The organism is Methanobrevibacter sp. (genome assembly GCF_045636185.1).
Lineage (GTDB): Archaea > Methanobacteriota > Methanobacteria > Methanobacteriales > Methanobacteriaceae > Methanocatella.
The window spans coordinates 1-22,284 of record NZ_JAZTXC010000119.1 but is presented as its reverse complement, the minus strand read 5'-3'; the positions used below and the strand labels follow the sequence as shown (position 1 = coordinate 22,284).

General features: G+C 28.9%; 18 protein-coding genes. 17 read left to right on the top strand and 1 reads right to left on the bottom strand.

Going from position 1 to position 22,284, the window contains the following annotated elements; genetic code table 11:
- Positions 1-3: 3 nt before the first annotated feature.
- Complete coding sequence (locus ACKI3Q_RS06915; RefSeq protein WP_407415588.1) at positions 4-2,574, top strand: glycosyltransferase domain-containing protein; 2,571 nt, start codon at positions 4-6, stop codon at positions 2,572-2,574.
- Here the strand turns inward: ACKI3Q_RS06915 and ACKI3Q_RS06910 are convergent, their stop codons facing one another.
- Complete coding sequence (locus tag ACKI3Q_RS06910) at positions 2,575-3,675, bottom strand: glycosyltransferase family 2 protein (RefSeq protein ID WP_407415586.1); 1,101 nt, start codon at positions 3,673-3,675, stop codon at positions 2,575-2,577.
- Positions 3,676-3,722: 47 nt separating this feature from the next.
- On the opposite strand from ACKI3Q_RS06910, the gene ACKI3Q_RS06905 reads away from it, so the two are divergent.
- From ACKI3Q_RS06905 to ACKI3Q_RS06830, 16 genes are all read left to right on the top strand, one after another.
- A complete protein-coding gene (locus ACKI3Q_RS06905) occupies positions 3,723-5,255 on the top strand; it encodes a glycosyltransferase (RefSeq protein WP_407415584.1) in 1,533 nt (510 codons plus the stop codon).
- A gap of 84 nt (positions 5,256-5,339) precedes the next feature.
- Positions 5,340-5,606, top strand: a complete 267-nt coding sequence (locus ACKI3Q_RS06900; protein WP_407415582.1) for a hypothetical protein — start codon at positions 5,340-5,342, stop codon at positions 5,604-5,606.
- Positions 5,607-5,608: 2 nt separating this feature from the next.
- The gene (locus ACKI3Q_RS06895; RefSeq protein ID WP_407415580.1) at positions 5,609-5,887 is read left to right on the top strand and encodes a hypothetical protein; all 279 of its coding nucleotides are present in this window, start codon (positions 5,609-5,611) and stop codon (positions 5,885-5,887) included.
- A 73-nt stretch (positions 5,888-5,960) separates the two neighbouring features.
- Entirely contained in the window at positions 5,961-6,995 is a 1,035-nt protein-coding gene (locus tag ACKI3Q_RS06890) for a glycosyltransferase domain-containing protein (RefSeq protein WP_407415578.1), read from the top strand.
- Positions 6,996-8,585, top strand: a complete 1,590-nt coding sequence (locus ACKI3Q_RS06885) for a glycosyltransferase family 2 protein (protein ID WP_407415576.1) — start codon at positions 6,996-6,998, stop codon at positions 8,583-8,585.
- Entirely contained in the window at positions 8,575-10,158 is a 1,584-nt protein-coding gene (locus ACKI3Q_RS06880) for a glycosyl transferase (protein ID WP_407415574.1), read from the top strand. Before ACKI3Q_RS06885 ends, ACKI3Q_RS06880 begins: the two co-directional genes overlap by 11 nt.
- Position 10,159: 1 nt before the next feature.
- Positions 10,160-11,209: a glycosyltransferase family 2 protein gene (locus ACKI3Q_RS06875; protein ID WP_407415572.1), complete on the top strand. Its 1,050-nt coding sequence runs from the start codon at positions 10,160-10,162 to the stop codon at positions 11,207-11,209.
- Position 11,210: 1 nt separating this feature from the next.
- The gene (locus ACKI3Q_RS06870) at positions 11,211-12,254 is read left to right on the top strand and encodes a glycosyltransferase family 2 protein (protein WP_407415570.1); all 1,044 of its coding nucleotides are present in this window, start codon (positions 11,211-11,213) and stop codon (positions 12,252-12,254) included.
- Between the two features lie 3 nt (positions 12,255-12,257).
- Positions 12,258-13,343 (top strand): CDP-glycerol glycerophosphotransferase family protein, encoded by a 1,086-nt coding sequence (locus tag ACKI3Q_RS06865; protein ID WP_407415568.1) that lies wholly within the window; start codon positions 12,258-12,260, stop codon positions 13,341-13,343.
- Positions 13,336-14,292 (top strand): glycosyltransferase family 2 protein, encoded by a 957-nt coding sequence (locus ACKI3Q_RS06860; protein WP_407415566.1) that lies wholly within the window; start codon positions 13,336-13,338, stop codon positions 14,290-14,292. Before ACKI3Q_RS06865 ends, ACKI3Q_RS06860 begins: the two co-directional genes overlap by 8 nt.
- A gap of 6 nt (positions 14,293-14,298) precedes the next feature.
- Positions 14,299-15,255 carry a glycosyltransferase family 2 protein gene (locus ACKI3Q_RS06855; protein ID WP_407415564.1) on the top strand — a complete coding sequence of 319 codons (957 nt, stop codon included), beginning with the start codon at positions 14,299-14,301 and terminating at the stop codon, positions 15,253-15,255.
- Positions 15,256-15,261: 6 nt separating this feature from the next.
- Positions 15,262-16,119 (top strand): glycosyltransferase family 2 protein, encoded by an 858-nt coding sequence (locus ACKI3Q_RS06850; protein WP_407415562.1) that lies wholly within the window; start codon positions 15,262-15,264, stop codon positions 16,117-16,119.
- Between the two features lie 48 nt (positions 16,120-16,167).
- Positions 16,168-17,571 (top strand): undecaprenyl-phosphate glucose phosphotransferase, encoded by a 1,404-nt coding sequence (locus ACKI3Q_RS06845; protein WP_407415560.1) that lies wholly within the window; start codon positions 16,168-16,170, stop codon positions 17,569-17,571.
- Between the two features lie 148 nt (positions 17,572-17,719).
- A complete protein-coding gene (locus ACKI3Q_RS06840; RefSeq protein WP_407415558.1) occupies positions 17,720-20,335 on the top strand; it encodes an OB-fold nucleic acid binding domain-containing protein in 2,616 nt (871 codons plus the stop codon).
- Positions 20,336-20,358: 23 nt separating this feature from the next.
- Positions 20,359-21,294 carry a DNA repair and recombination protein RadA gene (radA, locus tag ACKI3Q_RS06835; protein ID WP_407415556.1) on the top strand — a complete coding sequence of 312 codons (936 nt, stop codon included), beginning with the start codon at positions 20,359-20,361 and terminating at the stop codon, positions 21,292-21,294.
- A 65-nt stretch (positions 21,295-21,359) separates the two neighbouring features.
- Positions 21,360-22,265, top strand: coding sequence for an AEC family transporter (locus ACKI3Q_RS06830; protein ID WP_407415554.1), 906 nt, complete (start codon positions 21,360-21,362; stop codon positions 22,263-22,265).
- Positions 22,266-22,284: the final 19 nt, after the last annotated feature.

Below are 22,284 nucleotides of genomic sequence, written 5' to 3'. Positions count from 1 at the left end.
ATTATGGGATATGATGATATTTATGAAACATATTTGGAAGTTTCAAAAAAACATGTTGATAGACCATTATTCGATCATTCAACTGATTCTGCTGAAGAAACAATTGAAGATATTAAAAATAATAAAATAGCTATTTATACAGCATTTACTGGAGATTATGATACATTAAAACATCCGGAAGTCATTGATGATAATTGTGATTATATTTGTTTTACTGATAATGCTGAGTTAACTTCTGATTTGTGGAAAATCATCCCAATGGAAGAATCCATATTGGATAATAATAGAAAAGCCAAACAGTATAAGTTACTTCCTCATAAATACTTAAAAGATTATAAATACAGTTTTTGGTTGGATGGAACTTTTAAAATTAAAGGCAGTATTCGCGAGTACATTTATAATAATATTCGTGCTAATTCTAAAATGCTGGTTGTTGTTCATACAGAAAGAGATTGTGTTTATAAGGAATATGATGCTTCTAAAATCATTCCACGCTATCCAAGAGCGGTTATGGAAGAACAAGTTGAATTTTACCGTTCACAAGGATTTCCTGAACATTACGGTTTAGGCGTTATGGGTGCACTTTTTAGACAACACAATCATCCTGACGTAATTAAAGTAATGGAGGATTGGTGGGATGAAAATATTAAATATACTAACCAAGATCAGCTTAGTTATGCATATGTATGTTGGAAAAATGATTTTCATCCGTCTGTGAGCCGTATTTATTATTGGGATAATGAATACTGGGCTAAAGAAGAAGGAGATTATCATCATAAAGTTATTTTTACAACTCCTATTACAAGTGATAACTTAAGAGCTAAAATAGGTGTTGAAGTAGAAAATATGAAAATCGGAGATACTATTGATTTATCTCGTGAAGAATTATATTTGCTTGTAAATGATGTAAAAGGATTAGCCGGATATAGAATTGATACTGCAGGTCGTGTTGGTTTTTTACAAAATGAGTATAATGAGTTTATGAATTCTAATTCTTTGAAATTAACGAAGCCTTTAAGAGTTGCGGGGGATTTAGCTCGTAAAGTTAAACATAATAATGTAATAGAATCTATCAGAACTTCAAAAACAAGTGCTACTGATGACATTAGGGAATATGATGCCATAAGTAATTTAGGACTTTTGAATGAAACCAGATATGGTCAAATACATCCATGTATTGATCCGATATTGCATTTTATCCAGGAGGGTTCAAAAACCGATTCTATGGATGAAAAACTAGAATATATAAATCCGATTTTTGATTTGTATTACTACATTAGTGAAAATGAAATCGGGGATGAAGATCCTATACTTCATTATGTTACAAAAGGTTTTAGAGAAAAATTAAGTTTTAATAGAAAATATCCTAATTTTATAAGAAATTTAAGTGATGATATAAATGTGCAGTTAGATACTTTTGCTACTAATCGCATTCAAAAAGAATTGGATTCTAATTATTATATAACGGATGCGAATGTTTTAATCGATTATATTGTTACTCAAAAAGATTTTAAAACAGATACTATTAAAGTAGGTGTATTTTTAGAGGATAATTATGATAATATGAATGCATGTCCATATATAAGAATTCATGCTCCATTTTCTAAATTATCTGAGGATGGAAATTATCATTTCTTTATTTATGGTCAAGAAATAATGCCTCTTTTGGATATTGAAAACATGATTAACTCACATATCTTCGATGTTATTGTTATTCAAAGAGTAAATCCATATTCCAATATAATTTTAAAGAAAGCTAAAAGGCATAATATTAAAGTAATTTATGAAACGGATGATGATTTCCTAGATATTAATCCGGCCAATCCGTCATATAACTATATTTTAGGTAATTTTGATAATATTTCAAAGCTTGTAAATAATGTAGATCAAATTACAGTATCTACCAACGAATTAAAAGCTCGTTTTGATAAATTAAATATTGATAATATTGAAGTTATTAGAAATTATTATGTTAATAGTTGTTTAGCGTTGAAACCATTTACATTTAGAGGAAATGACATTATTAAAATTGGTTATTTCGGAACTTTAACTCACCAAAATGACTTGGAATTAATTCATAATGTTATTTTGAGGTTAAAAGATATTTTCTCTAAAAAGGGAATAACAGTTATTTTTGAAATTGCTGGTGCTTCAATTGATGAGACTAGTGAATGGTTTAATGTAGTTAAAATACCTTATTATCCTATGTCCTTGCCTACTTTTTATGATTGGTTGGGAAAACACTCTAATTGGGACATAGGTATTATTCCATTAGTTAACACAGAGTTTAATAAGTGTAAAAGTGAACTTAAATATATAGAATTTTCAGCTTTGGGCATTCCTGTTGTTGCAAGTGATATGAATGTCTATAATGAAGTCATTAAAGAGGGTGTAACTGGATTTTTAGCTAATACGGAAGATGATTGGGTAAATAAGTTATCTTTATTAATTGAAGATCCTATTTTAAGAAACGGTATGGTAAATAATGCTCATGATGATATTTTAGAGAATTACAGTTTAAAATCCCGTGCCAGTCAGTGGGATAATATATTTAAAAGGTTATTAAAGGATTAATTATCTTAATCTTCCTTTTATATTATTTATTTTATATTTAATCCATCCTTTTGTAGTTTGCAGTGTTGCAATCTGTTCGGTTTTTTGATTAAGTTCAACTTCAAGATTCTGTATTCTATTTCTGAATAATTTGTAGTCTTCCATCTGCATATATGCTTCATCTAAGTTTTCCTGTATAATTTGGTTAATAATGCTTTTAATCGCATTATTTTCGGGAAAAGGCTCTACATTTTTTAGTTTCTTAAACATAGGCATGGATTTTTCAACTAATGTTTTTTTATCCTCCAGATCAATTGTTTCACTCAATGCAACGTCACTGAGCCAAACAGATAAATGCTGATTGAAAATGGTATCATAGTATTTACAGGCATTATTCTTTTCTAAAACATCGGATGTATATGAATAACCATCTATTAATCCATTTAAATAATGCATTCCTTTTGATAAACTTGTTGATGAATTATCTCCAGTTCTCAATCTAAAATTGTAAACAATATCATTAATAAATATAATTTTTTTCGCATTAATGAACGCATCTACCATAAAAGTTAAATCTTCAGCAAAAACTCCTTCCGGAAATGATATTTCATGTTCAAGCAAAAATTCTTTTGGAAATATCATTCTCCACACATTATTTATTGAGAAAAATAGTAGGTTTTCATCAATTGAATTTAAAACAACATCTTCAGTTATCCAATCTTCAGTTACAAAGTAATTATCACCAAAAGTCTGGAATTTTCCAATAGCAATATCAGTATTATTACTTGTAATTGCATTATATAACTTTTCTACAGTGTCGGAAAGATAATTGTCGTCATGATCTAAAAACATTATGTATTCAGATTCACTGTTAGCTATTCCAATATTTCTTGCTCTTCCAGGGGTTCCAGTTTTTTTGCCTGATTCATAAGTTTTAATATTATCGTATTCAGAGCAATATTTGTTTATTAGCTCTTGTGTTGAGTCTGTTGAATAATCGTCGATGATTATCACTTCAATATTTTCAAAACCTATGCTTTGAGCTTTAATTGAATCGATTGTCGAGTCTAAAAATTCAGCACTATTGTATGATGGAATAATAACAGTTACTTTATATGACATAAATTTATTTTTATGTTAAATGTTATATATAATTAAGAGATGAAATAATGTTTTTTTCTAAATCAATTAAAAAAAATCCTAAGGCTTATATAGCATTTAAATCTAAAGGAAATCCTCAAAAAATTTCTAAATATCAGGATGCATACTCTCGCATTAAGAGTTTAGCTATTATCAATGAGGATAAATATTTAGAAGTTCACAATAACTTAAATGATTTAGATTATATTCTTCATTATTTATATTATGGTATCAAAGATTCACTGGAAGTTCAGCAATCATATACCAGCGATATTTTTAACTTAGAATTCTATAAAAATAATTATGGTGCTGATAATCCTATTTTAGATTATGTTTTGCATGGTTTTTATAAAAAAAATCAGGTTAATGTATTGGATAATAATTATATTAATACACTTGAAATGGACCTCTATAAACAATATTTTGCAAATGAAAAATCAACTGTTGAAAATGTTGTTTCTAATTCTTATTATATTCGTGATAAAAGAACTTTAATTCCATATATTCAACGTGAAAATCCTATTGAACTGGATACAATTCGTGTAGGAGTTTTTACAAATGATTCATTTGAAAATTTAGCTCCTTGTCCATATATAAGATTACATGCTTTATTTTCAAAATTATCTGAAAGTAAAAAATTCACTTTCTTTATGTATGGTATGGATAGTTTTGTAATGATGGATATTGATAATATTTTAAGATGTAAGCTATTTGATGTGGTTGTTGTTCAAAGAATTCTTCCTTTTTTAGATGTTTTACGCAAAAAATGCAAAAAATACGGCATTAAGCTGGTTTATGAGACAGATGATGATTTATTGGGTGTTGAACCGAATAGTCCTTCATATGAATATGTAAATAGAGTTTCAGATTCTATAAATGATTTTATTGATGCCAGTGAGGTTATTACAGTCACAACATCAACTTTAGCATCCAGATTTGATAAAAATAAAGTGGTTATCATACCAAATTACTATGTGGATTCTGTATTGGATGTTAAGGATAATATTAAAACTGAAGGTAGGCTTAAATTAGGGTTTTATGGAACATTAACCCATTCTAAAGATTTATTCTTAATAAAAAATGTTATATTAAAATTAAAGGAAAAATATGATTTTGATTTTGAGGTAATCGGTGGATTTAATGCTGAAGACAATGTTGATGAGGATTGGTTTAACTCAATTCAACTTCCTCCAAACAATATGGACTTTGAAAAATTCATGAAATGGCTACCTGGGGCAATCAATTGGGACATTGCTATTGTTCCTCTTGAAGATTCACCATTTAATCAGTGTAAAAGTGAGTTAAAATTTATTGAATTGGCGGTATTAGCTCTTCCTGGTGTTTATTCAGATATGTGTGTTTATAATACTGTCGTTAATGATGGGGTTAACGGATTTTTGGCATCAAATGAAGATGAATGGATTGAAAAAATTGAAAAACTTATTTTGGATAAAGATTTAAGAAAAACCTTTAGGAATAATGCATTGAATAAGGTTTTAACTGATTATACAGTCGAAAACAGAGTAAAAATCTGGGATGAAGTATTGAATAAAATAAGTTAATTTTATATATATTTAAATAATAATACTATTTATTGAAAGGAATTTTTTTCGGAAGTTATCTTCCGAATGCGGAAGGAGATTTATATGTTGGAACAATATTTGCCATTTGTTGGTTTGATAATATTTGGGAATATTGAAAATTTGGTTCTTTCTTCTCAAGGAGTTGTGGCTGGAGCTAACCCTCTTAAATTAGGGATTTTAAGTTTTATTGCAGTAGCTATATGGTTAGCTATTGGAACCTTTGGAACTCGAATTGCACTGCCTTATGTGAGTTTTATCGATTTTTTCGGTGGATTAATTATTTTTGTTTTAGGTGCTCAAGCTATGATTGAGGCATTCAGAGGTGAATAATCGTGGTAAATGAGTTCAAACAATTTTTTGGCTTAATTGTTTTTGGAAACATCGAAAACCTTATTTTAGCGGCACAGGGTGTTGGTGCAGGTGTTGACCCTATCGGGTTGGCGGCTTTAAGTTTCACGGCTGTACTTTGCTGGCTTTTAATTGGTACATTTGGTACTAGGGTAGCTATTAAATATGCAAGGTATATTAATTTCATAGGTGGGCTTGCAATATTTATTTTAGGTGCTCAAGCAATGTTACAAGCGCTTCCTGAAATGATGAAATTTTTCTAGAAATTTTTTTTAGATATATTTAATTAATATCAAAAAGATATTATTATTAATATATTTTATTTAGCTGATTTTTATGAATGAAGATGAGAATCCCTATGAAGTAGTGAAAACTAGATATGAATCAAATGTTGATAGTTTTATTTTAAGTGATTTATTTAAATTTAGTCTTCAAATCGATGAAAATTTAATCAATGATATTAAAGATAATGAATTAGTAATTTATACAGCATTTACGGGGGATTATGATTCATTAAAAGAACCAGAATTCATCGATGATAATACAAAATATGTATGCTTTACTCAAAATCCTAATCTAAAGTCTGATACCTGGGAAATTATTCAGATGGAAGATTCTACATTAGATGATAATAGGATTGCTAAACAGTATAAAGTTTTTCCAAATAAATATTTTCCAGATGATAAATACAGTTTTTGGATTGACGGTTCTTTTAAGATTAAAGGTAGTATTCGCGAATATATTTATAAATATGTAAATTCTTCAATGTTAACTGTTGTTCATCCGGAACGTGACTGTATTTATGATGAAGCAATGGAATCATTGCCTTTTGCAAGATATTCTAATTATTCAATCTTAAATCAGGTTGAAAAATACAAATTAGAGGGTATGCCCACCCATTATGGTCTTCCGGTTTTAGGAGCTATTTTTAGAAAGCATAACGACCCCGAAATTGTTTCATTAATGGAGCAATGGTGGGAAGAAATAATTAATTACACTAATCAGGATCAATTAAGCTTTACTTATTTGATGTGGAAGAATGACTTCCATCCTTCTGTGGGAGCTGTTTATTATTGGGATAATGAATATTGGGCAATAGACAACCAAGAATATCATCATAATGTTAAAGTAGAAGATTATATTACAAGCAGGAATTTAATAAAATCTCTTGAAGGCAATATCAAAGAAACGAATACCTTAACAAAGGAGGAAATTACTTTACTCTTCAATGATATTGATGCATTAAGAGATGAGGCCGAAGCTTTAAATCAAAATAGGGATTATTGGGATAGACAAATTAACAATGTTAGGGATTCCACATCCTGGAAATTGACTAGTAAATTACGAAATATAAAAAATAAAGGTGATTAAATGGTTAAAAATATTGTTAATGGGGGTTCTTTGTCAAATTTAAAATCCATGCTTAAAAATCGTAAATATTATAGTCAAATAAAAAATTCAGGATTATTTGACAGTGAATTTTACAGTGAAACTTATGATGATTTTAAAGGAGATCCTCTCAATCATTATTTGACCAAAGGATATAAAGAGGGCAAATTACCTTCCTTAGATTTTGATTCAGATTTTTACTTAAAAGCTTATCCTGATGTTAAACAGGCACATTTAAATCCATTATTACATTATATTGCTCATGGCAAATCAGAAGGTAAAATAATTCAGCAGGCATATTCAATTAGAAGAAAAGAGGAAATTTGTGAAACTAACTTGGCATTTTTATCTAATTATGAATTTGATGCAGAACCACTAGTATCTATTATTATTCTAAATAGAAATGGTTTGACTCATCTTAAACGTTTGTTTAAAGACTTTGATTCAAAGACTAATTATTCCAATTATGAAATCATTGTTGTGGATAATGCCTCAACAGACGATTCTGTTAGTTTTTTAAAAAGTCTAGATTTACCAATAACAGTCATTGAAAATGATATTAATGTTAGTTTTTCTAAAGGAAATAATGATGCGGCTAAAATAGCTAAAGGCAAATATTTACTTTTATTGAATAATGATATTGAACCTACATATGGTTGGTTGAATGAACTGGTTGGTACAATTTATTATAATGATGATGTAGTCTCTGTCGGGGCTAAACTTATTTTTCCCTATTATTTTACTTCAAATAGGGTTTCTTCATATAAAATACAGCATAGTGGAGATATATTTGCTGAAAGGATGTATCCTTGCTGTTTATATGCAGTTAATAAATCTGATTCCAAATTAGATATTTTTGATTCCAAGCTAACTCAAAATAATCAATCTATTGCTGTTACTGGTGCTGTTAATTTAATTGATAAGAACGTTTATGAAGAACTTTCTGGTTTGGATGAGGAATATTTTTACGGCCTTGAAGATGTTGATTTTTGTTTAAAATTACATAAAAAGGGTTATAAAATTTTATTTGCCGGCAATTCAGTATTGTTCCATCATGAATCTAGTACACGTGTTAAAAATGAAAGTTATTTTGAAAATGATAAAAATAATTACTCTATTTTCTGGAATAAATGGGGTCAGTATTTATCAAGATGTTTATTATTAGATAAAATTAATTCAAATAAATTTTTCACAGAAAAGAATCTTAAAATCACTATTGTAGATAAGCCAAATTCTAAAAATGGAGAATTAATATCGGAAATTTCTAAAAACTTTAATGATCTTAATTATTCTGTTGAAGTGATTATGGATATGGAAAATAATTATATTGGTAATTCTTGTGATATTTTGATTTCATTCACTGATAGTTATAAATTAAATAATCTTGTTGCACGCGGCGATATTGTAAAGGTTATTGTTGACAATAATAATCTAAATACTGATGATTATGATATTGTTGTTTCTTTTGATGATATGAGGCCAAATAATAATTTTATTAAAATCGATAATGATTTTACAACAGAATTTTTAGAAAAACTTGAAAAAATAATAAGAGATGGTTATGAGTTTTAAAAATAAACTTTTTTCAAAGTTTCCAAGCAGATATATTTCTTATAAGATTAAAGATAAAGATAAAGCTTCAGAAATTACAAAAGGATATAAAGCTATTCGTAAAAATAATTTATTTGATGATGAATTTTATTTAAAAAAATATCCTAAGGTTGCTTCATCTGGAATGGATCCTCTGCTTCACTATATTTTTTTTGGTTTTAATGAAGGCAAAAAGCCTAACGATACATTTGATGGGGTTTTTTACAAAAATCATTATTCTGATGTTGATATCAATCCCTTAGTTCACTATGCATTATATGGAATTAATCAAAATCGTCAAATTAAAGTTGAAAACAAAGATCTTTCTGAGTTTTATGGCGAGAATAGGGAAAATATTCTATTTGTTCTGCATGAAAAAATTGGCACTGTCGGAGGTACTGGTTTTTTAAATATGGATATTATTGATAACTTACCTGATGACTACAATGCTTTTATTTTAACTTCTGATGGTGAGGATGTTGAATTATGGAATGTTCATGAAAATTTAGAAAAGATTGCTAACTATAATATTTCTTTCAATACGAATTTTTCCGTAATTGACAATGATGATAATTTTATTTCACAGGACAGTTTTGAAAACATTTTTTCCAATGATGATTTGGCTATCGTTTACGATGAAATCCTTTCAAAATTGGGAATTAGGCTTGTTCATATAAATCATTTAATTAATCATAGTTTTGATTTAATCAATATCCTAACAAAAAAATCAATTCCATTTATTGTTAATCTACATGACTTCTATTATATTTGTCCATCTATCCATTTGGTAGATGATGATTGTCAATATTGTAACTTTAACTGCCAAAACTGCAAAGGAATAGCTCATAAATCTGATATTACTAATGAAATAATCCTTGAAAGATGGCATAAGGAATGTAAAGGTCTTTTGGAAAAATCATCTATTAATGTAGCACCTACCCAAAGTGTTGTTGATGTTTATCAGGAAATTTATCCGGATTTAGATAATTTCAATGTCGTGGAGCATGGTGTAAAAATTGATAAATCTTCCTATAAAGCACAATTAACATCTAAACCAATTAAAATTTTAGTTCCGGGACATGTTTCTCCGCATAAAGGTTCACTAATAATTAAACAGCTCAAAGAATTTGACAAAGACAAAAATTTGGAGCTGCATTTTATGGGGACTACTATTCCAAATTTAAACAGCTATGGTGTTAATCATGGAAAGTATGAACGTAAGGATTTTAATAGAATAGTGACTGATATTAACCCTTCTTTCGCATTGATTTTATCAACTTGTCCAGAAACATATTCCTATACTTTAACGGAGTCATGGATGGCAGGTATTCCTGTAATTGCAAGTGATTTGGGTGCTTTAAAGCAAAGAATTTCTTCAACCGGTGCTGGATGGTTGGTCGATTATACAAATATAAATGAGATTTATAACTTAATAATTAATATAAATCAAAATGATTATGAAAATAAACTTTCAAGTATTTCAAAAATTGAATTTAAAGATTTAAATGCGATGTGTGATGAATATATTTCATTATATAATAAATTAACTGATTAAAATGTCTGATTATAAAATTTCTGTTATTGTTTCTACATATAATACTGGAGATTACTTAAATGAGTTTTTAGACTCCATTAAGTCCCAAAATATTGGATTTGAAAATATTGAAGTTATTTTTGTTGATGATAAATCAACTGACAGTTATACTCTTGATTTATTAAAAGAGCTTAATCAATCTTACAATAATGTAAAAGTTGAGTTTTTAGATAAAAATTCGGGATTTCCGGGCACCGGTAGAAATATTGGCTTGAATTTAGCTGATGCAGATTATGTCATTTTTGCTGATCATGATGACACATACGCGGAAGATGCTTTTGAAGTGATGTGCAATAAAATTGGTGAAAATGACGTGCTTATTTCCAATTTTAATCAAGTTTATCCAAATAAAACTGTTCCATTCAAGTCAATCTATAAAGATTCTGGTGAAATACAGGTTTTATGTATTGATGAAGATAAAAATCTTTTAAGAGTGCCTGCTGCGATATGGACTAGATTATTTAGAAAAGATTTTTTATTGGAAAATGATATTTGCTTTTTAGAAGGTATGTTGGCTGAAGACGTTTATGTTGCCACATATTCTTGCCTAAAAGCTGATGGAATTATTTATCTTAATGATTTTTATTCTTATAATTACAAAATTAGAGATAGTGATGATGATAAATCAACTATTCATGTAAGGAATCGTAAATATATTGAAGCAATCTTAAAGGGATATTATAAAATCGATGAGATGTTAATAAGTTTAAATAAGACATCTTATGGTGAAATAATATTTAAGAGCCATCTCACATCATGGTTATATACAATAGTTTTATCTAAGATAAGTGATGATGACAAAAAAGAATTATTTATAAAGTCCTATGATATATTTAATAAGTATTATAGTGAAGATCCATTCTTTAAAAAAAGATATAATAAATTGGTTGATTTAATATTAAATAAGAAATTTGATGATGCAGTTTTGGAATCTAATAAATTAGGAAAAACTCAAGAAAATATGAATAATAGAAGTTTCATTTCTAGAATAAAAAACAAATTGGTCGGATAAAATGGCAAAGTATAAGGTTAGTGTGATTGTTCCAACATATAATTCAGGTTTATTTCTCAATGCTTTTTTTGATTCAATAATGTATCAAAGTTTGGGCTTTGAGAATATCGAAATTATTTTCGTCGATGACTGTTCCGATGATGAATATACTTTATATTTACTTAATTTATTTGATAAGAATTTTTATAATGTTAAATCAGTATTTTTAGAAGATAATACTGGATTTCCTGGAACTGGACGTAATATTGGCTTATCTTTGGCCGATTCTGAGTTTGTAATTTTTTCAGACCATGACGATACTTATGTCCCAAATGCTTTTGAGATAATGTATAATCATGCGGTAAAAAATGATGCAGACATGGTCATTACAAATTATTATAAGATTTATCCCAATGAAAGAGAAAAGGTTAAAACGATTTTCAATGGGGAAAATATCGTTGTTAGTAGTGTTGATGATGATACACGCTTATTTTCAATAGATCCTGCAATTTGGTGTAAATTATTTAGAAAAGATTTTTTAATTGAAAATGATATTCGCTTTTTGGAAAGAATGCTGGCTGAAGATTTATACTTTTTTATAGTATCTTTATTTAAATCATCATGTACCGTTTATTTGGATAATGTTTATACTTACAATTACTACATCCGTAATGTTGAAGGAGATAAATCTACGATTCACATTAGAAATAAAAAATATTTGGGTAAAATGATTGAAGGATATTGGCAAACAAATGAATTCTTAAATAACAATGATTTTAACCAATACTATGCGGATATTTTTAATATGCACTTTGTATATTGGATTACAAGTTTAATTGTCAGTGATATTTCGGATGATGAAAAATTAGAATTAATTTCCAATATTAACGAGCTTCTTAAAAAGGATGTTGAAATCATCCCAGGTTTTAATGAGAGGATTTATTCTGGTTTAACCAAACCTATTTTAGAGGATAATTATGAAAAGACACTTAAAAGTATTAATTCTATTTCAAGATATCGAGGTATTTTTAGATTAATTACTTCATTTTCAGCACGGAGAGGGTAAGCTATGTTTTTAAAGCATAAATTATTTGGGAAATTATTTAATCTTTTCACTAAGTTTCGTATAAATGATTATTTGGTTTCTTTCATAATAGATTCTAATGAGTCATTCACAGGTAATTTAGAATATATTAAAAAAGAATTGGAAAAAAGAGGTAATTTTCAGTTTCATTATTATTATAAGGATAAATTATCTTTCAATTCCTTCAAAAAACTTGCCACTTCCAAATATGTATTTTTAAATGATAATTTCTTTCCTTTAGCATTTATGAATTTTAAAGATGAAGCATGTGTTATTCAATTATGGCATGCTCCAGGTGCATTTAAAAAGTTTGGAGGCAGTATTGAAAATGCTTCAATGCTTAAGTTAATATCAGATAATACGGATTATTTGATTATTACTTCTTCATATAATGAAAATTACTATAGTGAAGCATTTCAAATTGATAAGTCTAAAATTAAACCTTTAGGTCTTCCAAGGGCAGATTATTATTTTAAAAATCATGATATTAATAAATTGAGGCAGAATTTTAATAAAAAATATAATATTGATTCAAATAAGAAAATAATCTTATACGCTCCAACATTTAGAGAAAATGAAAAATATAATAATGTTTTCAATTATTTGGATTTAAAGGAATTCAATAATAAATTATCTGATGATTATGTTTTAGTTTTAAGACTTCATCCTAAGATTAGGAAATTTTATTCTGGCGATATTTCAGTTGACGGAGATTACATTGATTGCAGCGATTATAAAAACGAACAGGAGCTGTTATTATTATCAGACATATTGATTTCAGATTATTCGTCAATAATGATAGAATTTGGACTTTTAAATAAGCCTATTGTATTCTTTGCTTATGATTTGGATAATTACCTGTCTAATGAACGTGGTTTTTACCTTGATTATAAGAAAGACCTTCCGGGACCTATTGTTTATACAACTAATGAATTAATTGATGTTATCTCTGAAGGCATTGATACTTCCAAATTGGAGGCCTTTACTAAAACCCAATTTAATGAAATCGACGGCAAGGCATCTGCAAGAGTTGTTGATTTTGTCCTGAATGAGGGTGATAAAAATGGATAATGTTAAGGTAAGCGTTATACTTCCGGTATTTAACGAGCAGGACTATATATCAGCAACCCTAGATTCAATTATCAATCAGGATTTCACGGATTTTGAAGTGATTATAATCGATGATGGTTCAACGGATAATACTTTAAAGGTTATAGAAGAAAAATTCCATAATTGTCCAATACCCCATAAAATTATTCATCAGGAAAACAATGGAGTAAGTTCAGCTAGAAATAAGGGAATTTCACTTGCTTGCGGTGAATACATTGTATTTGTAGATGGTGACGATTATATCTTAACAAATCACTTATCCCAATTATACAATGAAGGATATGATTTTAGCTTAACACAAATGGTTAAAAAAGAGGGTGAAGAGATAAAAAATCCTCATTATTACGATTTTGATGAAATAAATGCTAAAGATTTTATTAAGTTAGAATTAGAAATGAAAATACCTTTTAATTTTGTTCAATTATCATATAAAACAGATATAGTAAAAAAACATAATTTACAGTTTCGTGAAGATGTAAACTATGGTGAAGATACCGATTTCGCTTTAAGAGCATTATGTTATGGTGATTCTGTAAAGATTGGTAATGAAATTACCTATTATTATATTCAGCATGAAGAATCATTAAGCAATACTTCAAAACTAAACCGCTTTGATTATATTTCTGTTTTAGAGGATTTGGCTACTTTTTTCAAAAAACAAAATCAGAATGACCTGACTGAATTAGTGAATAGTTCCAGAATTCCAAAAGCTATTTTTGGAAATATGAACTACTTTTTTTATCATAATTATGATTATGATGAAGTAATTAAAAAAATGAAGGATTTAGATCTTTTTAGGAAATTATCCTATTTTAAAGGCGATAAAAAGTTCTCCCTTAAAATTAAGTTATTTTTATTAAATCCTAAGTTATATTATATAATGTGGAGAAAATTCAAAAATTCAATTTAGATTCATATGAAAGTTTCAGTAATTACCCCTAATTATAATGGAGTCAAATTCCTTGAAAATTATTTTAAATCACTTAATAATGACAGTGAATATATTGGAGAAGTAATAATAATTGATAATGGATCCACGGATTCTAGCATTGATTATATTCAAAGCAATTCTTTTAATTTTCCTGTTATTCTAATTAAAAATGATGAAAATTTGGGTTTTGCACCTGCTGTCAATCAGGGAATATCAAATGCAAAGTATGATTATATTTTCTCTTTGAATAATGATACAGAAATTAAAAAGGGTTCTATTAAGGCAATGCTGGACTTAATTAAGGAGAATAATGTCTTTTCGGTCCAAGCTAAAATGCTTCAGTCAGACAACAGACAGCTCATAGATGATGCAGGGGATGAATATAACTTGCTTGGATGGACCAAAAAAATTGGGGAAAATCAGGATTCAGATAATTACTCAGAAGTTTTTGAAATCTTTTCTAGCTGTGCTGGGGCAGCATTATACAAAAAAGAGATTTTAGATAAAATCGGCCTTTTTGATGATAATTTTTTTGCATATATGGAAGATGTTGATTTGGCAATTAGATCACAAATCAACGGATATAAAAATTTGTTATGTCCGGATGCAATTGTTTATCATATTGGAAGTGCAACGAGCGGAAGCAGATATAATGATTTTAAAGTAAGAATTGCCGCTCGAAATAATGTATGGACAGTTTATAAAAATTTACCAATTCCATTGAAGATTTTAAATATCATATTTCTGTTTTTAGGTTTTTTAATCAAATACATTTTCTTTGTAAAAAAAGGATTTGGTTCACTTTATCTTGAAGGCATTAAGGAAGGACTATCCACAAGGTCCGGACTTGAAAAGGTAAATTTTAAAAAAGATAACCTGAAAAATTATTTTAAACTAGAGTATAAATTGATTATAAATACATTAAAATTTTTAAAAAAGTGAAATATCATGGATTTATCAGTCGTAATAGTAAATTATGGAACCTTCGAATTAACTAAAAATACTGTCAATTCAATATTGGAGTATTCCTATCCGTTCAGCATTGAAATTATTATTGTTGACAATGCTTCTGTGGATGATAGTTTATCTAAACTTAAAGAGTTCTTTAAAGATAAAGTCAAATTCATACAATCCAAATCAAACAACGGTTTTGCTGCGGGCAATAACCAGGCTTTAAGAATCGTTGATTCTAAGTATGTTCTGCTTTTGAATTCAGATACAGTAGTCTGGCAAAATACCCTAGAAGACATTTACAATTTCATGGAAAATAATCCTGATGTTGGAGCCTGTGGATGTCAGGTACTTTTAGAGGATGGAACTCTTGATAAAGCATGTAAACGCAGTTTTCCTAATGTAAAAAATTCTTTTTTCAGATTGTTTCATATTCCAACCAAAAGTGAAGATGACAACTATAATCTGGACGATTTGGATGATGATGGCATTTATGAAATTGATTGTCTGACCGGTGCATTTATTTTCACCCGAAAAGAAGTTTTGGATGATATAGGCCTTTTAGATGAGACATTTTTTATGTATGGTGAGGACATTGATTTCTGCTATAGAATTAAGGAGGCAGGCTGGAAAATATTATATTATGGAAAAGGTAAAATAACTCACTTTAAGGGGGCCAGCAGTAAAAAACAAAGACCTAAACTTATTTATGAGTTTTACCGTGCCATGTATATTTATTATAAAAAACATCACTCCAAAAAGTATAATTTTTTAGTAAACGTTATAGTATATTTGGGAATATTCTTATTATGTATTTTCAAACTTTTTTTAAATATTTTTAAAAAGAAAAATTAAATATTGATGAAATATATAATTATATTAACTAATTTTCGTGGTTAATATATGATAAGGGAAAATCAAAAATGGTTTAATATTGTAATGGTTTTGCTTGATGCTGCTGTTTTAGCTATTTCTTTAGCTATTTCATGGTGGATTCGTTTTAAAACTACAGTATTTGGCCCTATTGGAGGACATTTGCCTATTGAGAGTTATGTGTTCTTCCTGTTATTTGTTGTTATTCCAGTATATTTAATTTTATACTTCTCTTTTGGATTATATAAGCCTCGTAGAACCTATAAAACGATTTTTTCAGAAGCTACTCAGATTATTAAAGTCAATATTGTAGCATTTGTCGTGTTAGTTGCTATCCTGTTTATTTTAAATCAGCCCGATTTCTCAAGAATCATGCTATTCCTTTTAGCTGTTGTTGCATCAATATTGGGCATTATTGAAAGATTTATTATTAGAAGCTTCCTTAAAAGGATACGTATAGATAATAGAAATCTTAAGCATATTCTTATTGTCGGAGACAATGATTTAGCATTTACTTTTGCACGAAAAATAAGAAATAATCCTTATTTGGGTTTTTATATTAGTGGATTTTTAGGAAGAAGTGACCGTGTTGGCATGGAGATTGAAGGAAGTAAAATCATAGGTTCTTTCAGCGATTTAGATTATGTTCTGGATAATAATAGTTTTGACCGTGTTGTTTTGGCTATTCCATTGAAATACTATTATAAAATCGATGAATTGGTGGAAAGCTGTGAACGTGTTGGAATAAAAGCAGAAATAATTCCGGATTATATAAGATATTTTCCGGCTCAACCGTCAGTTGATATGGTTGAAGATATTCCAATAATTAATATCAGATATGTTCCTTTGGATGATAATTTCAATAAATTCTTGAAATTTCTTTCTGATTATCTTATTTCTATAGTGGCCATTATCATAACTTCTCCAATCATGATTATCACTGCAATTGCAATAAAATTAACTTCTCCAGGACCTATTATTTTTAAACAGGAAAGAATAGGGTTCCATGGAAAACCTTTTAAGATGTATAAGTTCCGTAGTATGAAGGTTCAAAACTCGAATGATGAAGAATCCGGATGGACTACGAAAGACGACCCTAGAAAAACCAAGGTTGGGGATTTCATTAGAAAAACCAGTATCGATGAATTGCCTCAGTTTTTCAATGTTTTAAAAGGTGATATGAGTGTAGTTGGTCCAAGACCTGAAAGGCCATATTATGTTGATGAGTTTAGAAAAGAAATTTCTAAATATATGGTCAAGCATCAAGTTAGGCCAGGCATAACTGGTTGGGCTCAAATTCATGGTTGTAGGGGTGATACTTCTATTAAAAAACGTATAGAATACGATATTGAATACGTAGAAAACTGGCATATGGCATTGGATTTAGGTATCATGATTAAAACTATTGTAAAGAAAAATCCTAATGCATATTAATAATCACCACATATTTATTAGTTTATATTTTATTTGGGCAATTATTAGAAATATTTTTAAAAAATATTACTCTTCAAATGCTCTCCCACATCACTTATATTATAAGAAAATACAAAATAATAATTAACTTTCTAATGAGGGGTTTGGTATGGAAAAAGAAATTTTAGAACAATACAAAAAAGTCGAAGATATACTCTCTGAAGAAGAATTCTTAGCTGAAATGGATGAGATTCGTCCAGAATTTGAAAATTTACCTTTTATGAATGAAGAAGATATAGCAAAAGAAGTTGTTAAAAATCATATTGGTGCTGATGAAATTCAATCATCTGAAAATTCAATAGAGGAAAATGATGAAGATTCTTCTTTTGAAGAAATTGTAATGACTGATGAACTTTTAGAAAAATACAATCAAGTTAAAGATCATCTTTCTGAAGAAGAGTTTTTAGCAAAAATGAATGAGCTAAAAAGAGAAAATGCACATGCTTCTTTTATGAATGAAGAAACTTTTGCAGATACAATCATCGGAGAATATGTAGATAATGAAAATGAATTTTTAACTGAAAGAGAAGAATATTCTAGTGATAATATCGGATTATTGGAACCTGGAGATAATAATAAATCATTTACTGGTGTAGTTAAAATCATAAGTAATCCAAAATCATTTACAACAAGCAAAGGAAAATCCGGTAAGGTATGTAATGTTGATGTAGAAGACAAAACCGGTAAAATTCGTGTTGTCTTATGGACTGAAAATATTAAACATTTAAAGAATATTTCCGAAGGAGATATTGTCCATGTTGGTGATGTTGATATTAAAGACGGATATTCTGGCCTTGAAGCTACAATGAGACCTAGATCAGTATTTGAAAAGGTTGTTGATGCAAATCCTAATGATTATCCTATTTACAAAGAAGAAATCACACCTATCAGTGATGTAAAACCTGATACCACAGTGAATGTCATTGCTAGAATAGTCAGAATCCCTCCTGTTAGATCTTATAATAAAAATGGTAAGGATGGTAAAGTTGGTTCTTTAGAGCTTCAAGATGCTTCTGGAACTATTTCATATACTTTATGGAATAAAAATGTTGATTTAATCGAATCTTTAGATTTAAACGATGGGGATACTGTTAAAATTCTTCAAGCTCAAGTAAGAGAACGCAATGATGAAAAATCATTAAGTCACTGGGATGGAAGAATAATTAAAGGTGACTTTGATGTGCCTGATTTTGTACACGAGGTCTCAAAAATTGGCGATTTGGATGACGGAGATTCTGATGTTGAAATAATTGGTGTTGTAAGTAAAATACAAGATGTTAGAAAATTTATTAGAAAATCAGATCAAAGTGAAGGACAATTAAGAAACTTCAATATTACTGATGATACAGGATCCATTCGTGTAACTTTGTGGGGAGACGCTGCTGATTTGGATATTAAAAAAGGAGACATTGTTAAATTAATTGGTGGAAATGTAGTTTATGATGAATATACTCCAGAAGGGCATTCCATTAATACTAATTTCTCAACTCAAATTACTGTAAATCCTACAAACTTATCAGATGATGATTTAACATTATTCGATTCAATTAGAGAAAAATTACAGCCAATTCCTATTGAACAAGTAATGTTATATGATGAAGATGGCGTTGACGTTGATGTAATGGGTAGAATAATGTCTGTTGGTGGCGTCAGAACCTTTGAAAGACAAACTGATGGCAGTGTAGGACATGTTCGCTCTGCTTCACTTTCTGATGGAACTCATGTTGTTCAATTATCTTTATGGGATGATAAGACTGAAATCGATTTAAATGTTGGTGACGCTTATTTAGTTGAAAATGCTAGAGTAAAATTCACTATGGATTCAATTGGCTTAAACATTGGTTCATCTTCAAGAATCGTTAAATTGTCTGAAGAAGAAGCTAAATTCTTACCGTCATTCGAAACATTGGAAAAAATGATTTATGAATATCGTGAAATTTCAGATTTAGATGAATATGATGAAAATATCTTTATTGTTGCAAGAATTTTTGAAGTATTCGATGCCCGTGAATTTGAAAGGGATGACGGTACCAAAAACCTTGTTAGAAATATTGAAATTGCTGATAACTCACAAGCTATTAGAGTATCCTTGTGGGGAGATGATGCTAAAAGAGAATTTGATGAAGGTGAAGCAATAAAAATCCAAAATCCAAGAATTGATTTCTATAACGATCAATTAACCTTAAGTGTTGGTGAATCTACAGCTATTGTAAAACCAAGTGATGAAGAATTAATGAATTTACCTTCATTTGATGAATTAAAAGAAGCAATTTATGTTCCTAAGGATATTGAAGCAATTGAAGATGAAGATTTCAATGTACGTGTTACAGGTACTCTTCAAGAGATTGTTTCAGATAGATTACTCCTTAGAAAATGTCCTAACTGTACTAATACAATTGGAAACATAGAACTTGATGGTGAAACTACTTGTGAATTCTGTGGAGAAACATTTGATGAACCTAACACTACAATCATGATTCCTGCAACATTAGTTGATGATACTGGTGAAATTGGAATTACATTCTTTGATAATCTTGTAGAAGATTTACTTGAAATGTCTAAAGAGGAAATTGTCAATATTGTTACTGATGATCCTGGTGCTTTAGATGGAAGAATAGAAGATTTAGAAGGTATTACAGTTGAAGTAATTGCAAATGTTAGATATGATGAATATAATGAGGATAGAAAACTCAGCCCAAAGAAAATTTTACAAAAATATTATTAAATTAAATTTAAGGATGGATTATTATGGTGGAATTAGAAGATTTACCAAGTGTTGGTGAAAAAACAGCTGAAAAATTGAGAGATGCAGGTTTTGCAGATATGATGAGATTAGCTACTGCTACTCCAAAAGAATTATCAGTTAAAGCAGAAATTGGTGAAGGTGTTGCTGAAAAAGTAATTGAAGCAGCACGTAAAGCTGAAGACATTGGCTTTGAAACTGCATTAGAAGTAGATGAAAGAAGAAAAGATGTTGGTCATATTTCTGTAGGAAGTAAAGGATTTAATGATTTAATTGCTGGTGGTATAGAAACTCAAGCAATCACTGAAGTATTTGGTGAATTCGGATCCGGTAAAAGTCAAATTTCTCATGAATTAGCAGTAACCGTTCAATTGCCAGAGGAATTAGGTGGTCTTGATGGAGATTGTGTTTTTGTTGATACTGAAAATACATTCCGTCCTGAAAGAATTAAACAAATTGCTAATGGTTTTGAATTAGATGTTGAAGATGTTTTACAAAGAATTCATGTTGCCCGTGCATTCAACTCATCTCACCAAATTTTAATGGTCGATAAAATTAATGAGCTTATCCAAAATGGTACTAATGTTAAATTAGTTATTGTTGACTCATTAATGGCTCACTTCAGGGCAGAATATGTTGGAAGAGAGTCTTTAGCTGTAAGACAACAAAAGTTAAATCAACATTTACACTCACTTCAACAAATTGCTAATACTTACAATGTAGCTGTATTTATTACAAACCAAGTTCAAGCTAAACCAGATTCATTCTTTGGAAGTCCTACTAAAGCTATTGGTGGTCACGTTTTAGGACATGCATCTACTTATAGAATTTGGCTTAAAAAAGGACTTGCAGGTAAAAGAATTGCTCGTTTAGTCGACAGTCCTCATTTACCTGAAGGTGAATGTGTATTCAAAATTACTAATGAAGGTATTGTAGACTAAATATCTTCATCTTTTTTTTCTTTTTCCTTTAATTTTATATATTTTAATTAACTACTTTTTATGTAATGAATGCTATTGAAATTACAATTTTATCTATTGTTTTAATGATTGCTTTAGGTTATTTTTTAAAGCGAATTGATTTTTTATCTTTTAAGGATGTTGATTCTTTAAATAATATTGTGATTTACATTTTACTTCCTTGCATGATATTTCATGCCCTTTATACTGCTGATTTATCTTTGCTTCCACAGTTGGGAATTCTTCCATTTGTTATTTTAGCTTCATCATTCATAACCGGCATAATTTCTTATTTTATTCTAAAAACATTTAACATATCTGACAAACACTTATGGAGTATTTTAATAACTGTCATGATTGCTAATACTGGTTTTATGGGATATCCTGTAAGTTTAGGTATATATGGCCATGAAGGATTTTTAAGAGCTATATTTTGTGATACCGCAACTATGGCCATTTTTTTAATTTTGTCTTTTGTTCTGATTTTAAAGTTCGGAGGAAATATTAAAACAGCAATTAAAAAAATCGCATTATTTCCCCCTTTATGGGCTATTGTTTTTGGAATTTTACTTAACTTAACTAATATTCCTATTGGGCCGGTCATTGATAATACTGTTAATTATTTGGGAAATGGGGCCATTCCATTAATCATGTTATCTTTAGGTATTTCTATTGATCTGGAAGGTTTAAGACGTTCAAAATCAGCAATTATTTTTACTTCAATTATAAAATTAGCATTTTTCCCATTTATTGCATTTTTAATCGTGTCATTTTTAGGACTTTCAGACTTGCAATTTGATGTATCTATTGTCGAAGCTGCAATGCCATCTGGAATGCTGTCAATGCTTTTAGCTATAACTTACAAATTAGATTTCGAATTAACCTCTGATTGCATTTTAATTAACACAGTATTTTCCCTAGTATCTTTGCCCATAATTATCATGTTAATTTAGCAAATATTAATTTATTTAA